Source organism: Streptococcus pneumoniae (genome assembly GCA_040719455.1).
In the GTDB taxonomy this organism is placed as follows: Bacteria; Bacillota; Bacilli; order Lactobacillales; family Streptococcaceae; genus Streptococcus; species Streptococcus pneumoniae_G.
In genome coordinates this window covers 2,210,917-2,218,630 of the sequence record JBFDTN010000001.1, presented here as the reverse complement: position 1 = coordinate 2,218,630, position 7,714 = coordinate 2,210,917, and the positions used below count along the sequence as shown (strand labels likewise).

Annotated in this window: 6 protein-coding genes; all 6 read right to left on the bottom strand. The window is 43.7% G+C overall.

The features are described from left to right. Positions 1–28: 28 nt before the first annotated feature. Positions 29–2,701 carry an FtsX-like permease family protein gene (locus tag AB1I63_10755; GenBank protein ID MEW4355288.1) on the bottom strand — a complete coding sequence of 891 codons (2,673 nt, stop codon included), beginning with the start codon at positions 2,699–2,701 and terminating at the stop codon, positions 29–31. A gap of 9 nt (positions 2,702–2,710) precedes the next feature. Next, positions 2,711–3,412: an ABC transporter ATP-binding protein gene (locus AB1I63_10750; GenBank protein ID MEW4355287.1), complete on the bottom strand. Its 702-nt coding sequence runs from the start codon at positions 3,410–3,412 to the stop codon at positions 2,711–2,713. Positions 3,413–3,768: 356 nt separating this feature from the next. Then, positions 3,769–5,823, bottom strand: a complete 2,055-nt coding sequence (locus tag AB1I63_10745; GenBank protein MEW4355286.1) for a sodium:proton antiporter — start codon at positions 5,821–5,823, stop codon at positions 3,769–3,771. Between the two features lie 11 nt (positions 5,824–5,834). Continuing rightward, positions 5,835–6,089 carry a hypothetical protein gene (locus AB1I63_10740; protein ID MEW4355285.1) on the bottom strand — a complete coding sequence of 85 codons (255 nt, stop codon included), beginning with the start codon at positions 6,087–6,089 and terminating at the stop codon, positions 5,835–5,837. Continuing rightward, a complete protein-coding gene (locus AB1I63_10735) occupies positions 6,082–6,639 on the bottom strand; it encodes a class I SAM-dependent methyltransferase (GenBank protein MEW4355284.1) in 558 nt (185 codons plus the stop codon). The genes AB1I63_10740 and AB1I63_10735 overlap by 8 nt, the downstream gene beginning before the upstream one ends. Then, the gene (locus tag AB1I63_10730; protein ID MEW4355283.1) at positions 6,633–7,568 is read right to left on the bottom strand and encodes a TIGR01212 family radical SAM protein; all 936 of its coding nucleotides are present in this window, start codon (positions 7,566–7,568) and stop codon (positions 6,633–6,635) included. Before AB1I63_10730 ends, AB1I63_10735 begins: the two co-directional genes overlap by 7 nt. Positions 7,569–7,714 lie beyond the last annotated feature (146 nt).

Genomic DNA, 7,714 nt, shown 5'->3' with positions numbered 1-7,714 from the left:
GGTAAATCTACCTAGAGGATTTCTTTGTCTACTCCACCGACTTCAGTGCTTCAAGCATATCTAACTGTTTCAAACGTTGATGGATCATATATCCCAAAGCAAGTAAAATACCTGAAATCAGAAGGAAAGGGATCAGATACACTTCCCAGCTTACGAGTTGGGGAAAGAGTGTTGTGTCTGAGGCAATCATCTGTAAAAGAACCTCGTGCAGCAACTTTCCACACCATAAGCCTACCACCATGCCAATGATGGAGAGGACAATCGTCTCACGATAGATATAAAGCGTCACCTCATTCTGATAAAAGCCAAGTACTTTGATCGTCGATAATTCGCGGATCCGCTCCGCCACATTGATGGTCGTTAGATTGTAGAGAATCACTAAACCTAATAAAACGGACAAGCAGACTAAAATCATCATCACAGCCGTTAGAGAGCTGACAATCGTGCGTAATTGCTGAATCAAGGCTGCATTTTGAATCACGGCAGAAACCGTATCTAACGCCAACAGCTGACTTGTAATCTTTTCCACCTTCTCTTGTGAAGAATTTCTGACACGCGCCATATAGGCATTTGGCTCATAGTTTTCACCTGTTAGTCGTTCAAAAGAATCCGCTGTTAGGTAGAAAAAATGCCCTGCATACATCTCTGCAATACCAGCGACTTTAGCTTTCACCGTCTTTTTACCATAATGAAGAGAAATGGTACTTCCGACCTGCGCTTGATAGAGTTGCGCTAAGCGAGTAGAAATTACCACGCCATCAGATGGGAGAGAAAGGGGCTTTCTGCCACCATCTCTTAGCTGGACAAAGTCAGTCAACGCTTTCGTATCTTTTGTGACAATCCATGATACGGTCTGCTCTTCTCGTACCTTCCTTATCTCCTCTTGACTGGTTTGATAAAAAATCGGCAGAACTTTTTCAATCCCTTCTGGGAATTTGTCCACATGTCCTTTAGAGATATTTTCCAAAGCAATCAAGTCATAAGTCAAAATCTCTCCAAACTGCACCTCTGCCACTCCTGAAATGGAGCTTCGAATCCCCAAGCCTGCAAAAAGCAGAGCCACGGATCCCGCTACACCAATGATGGTCATCAGCATGCGCTGTTTGTAGCGAAAGATATTGCGTGTTGTGATCTTTTGATGAAAGCTAAAACGACTCCATAGCCACTTCCAACGCTCCAAGCAAATCTTTGCACCTGCAACCGGAGGTTTGGCTTGAAGAAGCTTAGCAGGCTCTTCTGCCACATCTCTTTTTGCCACCAAATAGGCTGGTAGCACAGCAGATAGCAGAGAAAAGCATAGAGCCAAGAAAAGATAGCTAGGATAGAAATGGACGCTTGACGCTCCTAGCACCGTTTTTTCAGTGACAATCCGATCAATCACAGGTGACAGGTAGAAATTTCCCAAAAGAACGCCCACGACTGTTCCTGCTACACTGGCTGTTAGCCCATAGATGACAAACTTTGCAATAATCGCACGATTGCCATACCCTAGGGCTTTGAAAATCCCTGCCTTGCCTCTTTCCTCATCGACAAAACGGGTCATGGTGGTAAAGGTCACCAAGGCTGCTACCAAATAAAGCACTAAGGGAAAAAGATTGCTGACGGCTGCAATGCTGGTCTTAGCATTGTTAAAAATCGTATAGCCACTTCCACCAGGAAGGCTAGCTCTGGTATGGACAGTATAAGTCGGCTCTTTCAGCTGATCGACTTGCTTTTGTGATTCTTCTAGCCTTTTTTCTTCTGCTGCAAATCGCTCCTCGGCTGTTTTTCGTTTTGCTTCAAAGTCTAACTTCGCAGCTCCTAGACTCTGCGCCTCTAAACTATTTTCTCCCAAGCCACTTGCTTTTAATTGACTCTCTTGTATCTCTAAAGCACGCGCAGCTCCTTGCAATTCTTCCCTCGCCTTTGCTAACTCCTGCCTGCCTTTATTCAGCTCTTTTTGCGGTGTTTCTTTGAGTGTCGCGAGACGTTTTGCTCCATTGTCCTCTAAGAGCATGGTGAGTCTGTCTTTATGCTCCTTGAGCTGTTTTTCATAGTCCTCACTATCATAGGACAATTTGTCTAACTTATCATAACGAAGCCGGGCAATGGAGTGGACTTGGTTTGTAAAGTCTGTCTCAAGAATGACGCCATAACCCGCTAAATCCCTAGAACCCTTACTAGAAGGACCGAGATGCTTCATATCCCAGATTTCCGAGGATTTGACAAATCCAGTCACCCGATAAGTCTCAATCTTCAAAAAATCCTGTTTATTTTTTTGAGAAAAAGACAGCTCATCTCCAAGATGATAGTCTCCTTCCAAACTACTTAACAGGGCAATCTCTCCTGACTTTTCAGGTAGTCTTCCTTTCACCAGCTGAAAGGAAGAGAGCTCTTTTGGTTTTGAAAATAGCCGAAAAGCCTTGCTGGTGGATGCAATCGTAACATCCAGAAGTTGCCCAAATTCGCTCCTTGCACCTGCTAGCTGAGCCAACTCAGCTTCATCTTCTTGACTCAAGCCATGACTAGCTACCACTGCCAAGTCCATAGCTTGCGTACGATTGAGATAATCTTGAGCTGACTTTTGCATGTTGAACGGGGTGACTTTTAATCCCATCAAGGTCATCGCCCCAATCATCATCAAGCTAAAAATGGAGAAAAAACGCCCCTTTGAGGAAGTGATGGACTGTCTCAGGTCCTTATAGTATATCCTTTTTGCCATACTCACCTCCTAATATTCCAAGGTCAAAATATCCGCTGGATGAGACTGCAGCTCCACCGACTGCACCGTCGCATCTCGCATACGAATCACTCGATCAGCAATGGCTGCCAGCGCTGCATTATGGGTGACAATAATGACCGTCGCTCCCTCGTTTCTTGACATTTCTTGGAGAATTTGGAGTACTTGCTTGCCTGTTTGGTAATCTAAAGCCCCTGTCGGCTCATCACAAAGCAGCATCTTAGGGCGCTTGGCAACCGCACGCGCAATTGCTACTCGCTGTTGTTCTCCTCCTGATAATTGGGCAGGAAAATTATCCATACGGTGGCTAAGACCCACTTTTTCTAAAATATCTATCACATCCATACCATTTGCGACCAATTCTGTTGCCAATTCTACATTTTCTTTAGCCGTGAGATTTGCCACAAGGTTATAAAATTGAAAGACAAAGCCAACATCTTCTCGCCGATAAGCCGTGCGCTTACGTTCACTAAAGCGAGCAATATCCGTCCCGTCAATCCAAACTTCTCCCTCATCGCACTGATCCATACCGCCTAAAATATTGAGAAGCGTTGATTTCCCAGCACCAGAGGAGCCCAAAATCACTACTAACTCTCCCTTTTCAATCTCAAAAGATACGTCCTTATTGGCTGAAATCCGTGTCTCCCCCATTTGGTAATACTTGGCGAGTCCCTTTACTTCTATATATGCCATTTTATCCACTCTTTCTCTTTATAGTTGTTTAGTTTTGATTTAGTACGAGACAACGAGCCGGAGGCAGAACTGGGGTAAACTGAGGATTATTTCATAATCCCTATTTCCCACCTCCAACAGTCTCACAGACTTAGATGAGGATTATTTCATAATCCTAATTTCCAACCTTCAACAGTCCACTGGACTGTTGAAGCAAGACGAGTTAACGATGTAATAAATGAAAACTAAATGACCATACTATCTCTCTATGAAATCCGTTTCATAATGATCTACTACCAGTATAGCGCGCAAAAGGTAAAATTGCAATGATTGGTTAGGCTAGATGAAAAGGAATTGAACCACTGTCCAATTCCTTTTTATTTATTTCGAGCGTAATTAAGCATGTCATAAGGCAGGGTATTCACCACCTCTTTCAGGGAATAATTCTCCAAATTATTGACATTTTGCCGCAAGCGTTTAGCATAGCTTGGCGAAATCAATTTTTGCTCTTCATATTCAAAAATGAGTTTGCGCTCTAAGTAGTAACCTCTCAGCATTTCCTCGATATTCGTAGGCTTTAGGCGCGTGATAACCCGCTCGATAAAAGCACCACTGCCGATAATTGCCGTCTTTCGAATCCGCGAATCCTGCAAGAAATTGATGAGAGAATGTTTGTAAATCCCTTTCAAATGGTCCAAACTTTCCATAATGACTTCAGTATTTGACAAATACAGCTCTGCAATGGCTTCTGCGTCTTCCTTATGGACATAAGCCTTGTCTTTTTTCAACCAAGAACGAATCGTAGAGCCAAAAGTGAGCACTTCATGAATCATCAAGCGAAAAATTCGCCAAAAGACAATCAAAAAGTAAGTAAAGCGCGAAACCAAGGTTCGGTTAATCCTCTGCTCCATGGTCCGTAGATAGCGCTGATAGAGATAATAAGCACGGTTGCTAATCTTGCCTTCCTCATAAGCTTGCTCAAGACCGTCATTTTCAATACTGAGAATAAGAAGCTGCAAACTCGCCAAATCTCTTCGGATCGTCTTATCTTCCTGCTCCAAAATCAGATTTTCAATCCGACCTTGGTAATTGTCAATCGCAGCATAAAGTGGTCCTTTGACCTTGGTGTGCTTGAGTTCTTCTTCTAATTCCAAAACGACATCATTTAAAATGGCGATATGCATGAGGTAGTCTGACGATTCTTCCTTGTCCGCTGACAAGCGTGGCAAGACCAATAAGCCCACTAAAAAGCTCAACATGGTCACCCCAGCAACTAAGAACAGCAAGAGTGGATTTTCCTGCTCCAGCGCCGTTGGAATCAAAAGAATAGTCGCAATCGACACCGTCCCCTTTACCCCTGAAAAGGTCAAAATCAAAATATCCTTGAGATAATTGCCCGTTTTCTTTTTCAGACGTTTTCCCCTGATGAGATAAAACCCATAAATCATGACAAACCGAATGGCAAAGAGAATCAGCGTAAGAAGCACAATGGTCACTACGAGAAAGAGGTTATCATAAATCGGACTACGTAAAATCGGTTCTGCAATCATTTGCAGCTCCATCCCTAAAATCACAAAGACAGAACCATTCAGCATAAAGGAAATGGTATGCCAGACCGTGTCTGTCACCGTGTCCACTTGAGCTTCTAGGAGCGTAATTTTCTTAAATCGGCTAGCCTTGAAAATCCCCGCTACCACAACGGCAATAATACCCGAGACATGCATCTCTTCAGCCAAGAAAAAGGTCAATAAGGGCAAACTAAGTTCAAGAAGCAACTCCCCTGCAATGTCAGACGCTCGGACGTTTAGCAAAGATTGCTGCAGTTGACGGTTTAAAAAAGCAGTAAGAACCCCTATCGCAAATCCTCCTGCAATCGACAACAGCAGCGAAATACTCGCTTTACCAAGAGAAAAACTTCCTGTCGTCCAAGCTGCTAAAGCCACCTGAAAGGCGACCAAGCCACTAGCATCATTGAGAAGCCCCTCTCCTTTTAAGATATTCTCCACACGCTTTGGAAAAGAAAATCTCTCAGATAACGAAGCAAAAGCTACTAAATCGGTCGGACCCAAAGCTGCTCCAACAGCTAGACAGGCAGAAAAGGGCAAGGTCAACCACAAGCTATGTGCCAAAAATCCTAGACTCAAGGTCGAGACAAAAATCACAGGAAAAATCAAATAAAGCACAATTTTCCAGTGTTTTAAAATACTGGTAATATCGCTTTCTTCTGCCTCTCGAAAGAGGAGCGGACCGATAACCAGCGCCAAAAATACTTCTGTATCCAGATGAAACTTCCCCTGCGGCAAACAAAAGCCGATGAGAATCCCTAACAGGATTTGAATCAAGGGCAAGGGCAGTCGTGGAAAAAGTTTATTCGTTGCATTGGAAACAATCAGAACCAGTAGAAAAATCAGGGCATAAAAAAGTATGGCCATCCACTACCTCCTTATTTTCCAGCGCAACACTTCTCAAATAAACGCTTTTGCTCAGAAATCTTCTCATCAATTTTCGATAAATCTCGATGTTCGATTTGCTTCTGACAACGTTCCATCTCTAAGCTGACCAATTTCTGTTTGATTTTGATCATTTTTTTGCTCAAATGCACATCATCCAATTTTCTAGCGAATGACTCACCACTATTGGAATCAATGTACTTGCTTCTGAGTCCCTCTAATTTTTCTTGTAAATAAATCTTATCCATGGTTATACTCCTTTAATTTTTCAAGCATGACTAAAAAGGGGGGATGGTTGATTTGATTCAGAGTACGGTAGATGGTTGCAGTAAATTCCTGCTGAGGAAGTCGACTGACAAAGTCCAGTACCGCATCACGCTCCACATCTCCTCCCTCATGACCATAGTAAATCATGATCGCAATTCGACCACCTAGTACCAAACGCTGGCACAATTTTTCAAGGGCAAGCAGAGTTGTCTGAGGTTGGGTAATGACCGACTTATCGGCGCTAGGCAGGTAGCCTAGATTGAAAATCCCTGCCTTGACCCTATCAACATAAGCATCTAGTTGCTCGTGTCCAGCTAAAATCAATTCAGCATTCGAAAGTCCTGCCTCTTCCAAGCGTGCTCGTGTTTTTTCAAGCGCCTGTTTTTGAATATCAAAGGCCACTACTTTTTTTGCTCGCTCAGCGAGAAACAAGGTGTCATGCCCATTTCCCATAGTCGCATCCACCACGACATCTTCCTTGCTCACGACTTCTGCCAAAAACTGATGAGCCATTTCTAAGGGTCTTAACATGTAAATTTTTGCTCCTTTGCCTTGCAACCTTGCACGCTTCCGCGGCGGCGCATTTCATCTTCAATCGCATTTAGCACTTCCCACTTATTGAGGCTCCACATAGGCCCAATCAGCATATCGCGGGGAGCATCTCCTGTAATCCGATGAATGACGATGTGCTTAGGGATAATCTCCAGCTGGTCACAAATAATCTTGACATATTCTTCTTGACTAAGCAGCCGCAGGCGTCCTTCATGGTAATCCCGTTGCATACGAGTATTGGTCATCAGATGAAGCAAGTGCAACTTAATTCCCTGAATATCATTATCTGTCACGCAACGGCGGACATTTTCTAGCATCATCTCGTGCGTCTCACCGGGCAGGCCGTTAATCAAGTGGGAGACGATTTCAATCTTGGGAAACTTCCGCAAGCGTTTCACGGTCTCCACATAGAGTTCATAAGAATGGGCGCGGTTAATCAAATCAGACGTTTCTTCAAAAGTCGTCTGCAAGCCCAACTCCACCGTCACATGCATGCGCTCAGACAATTCAGCGAGGTAGGCAATCGTTTCATCTGGCAGGCAGTCCGGACGGGTACCGATATTGATTCCGACCACCCCAGGCTCGTTAATGGCTTGTTCATACCGTTCTCGAATGACTTCGACCTTGTCGTGCGTATTGGTAAAATTCTGGAAATAGACCAAGTATTTTCTAACTTCAGGCCACTTGCGGTGCATGAAGTCGATTTCCTTGTAAAATTGCTCCCGAATGGGGGCGTCAGGTGCTACAATGGCATCACCAGAACCCGACACCGTACAAAAAGTACAGCCACCTTTTGCCACTGTACCGTCACGATTAGGGCAGTCAAAACCTGCATCAATCGGCACTTTAAAGGTCTTTTCTCCAAATATTTTCCGATAATAATCATTCAAGGCATTGTAAGATTTCATCCTTCTATTGTACCACAAAATAAAAAAATAGGTAATATAGTCATTTAGTGTTCATTGATTACGTCATCAATTCGTCTTGCCTAACTTCAGTTATGCCTGCGACTCATTGCCTCGTACTACATCAATACCAAACAACTATGGAAACA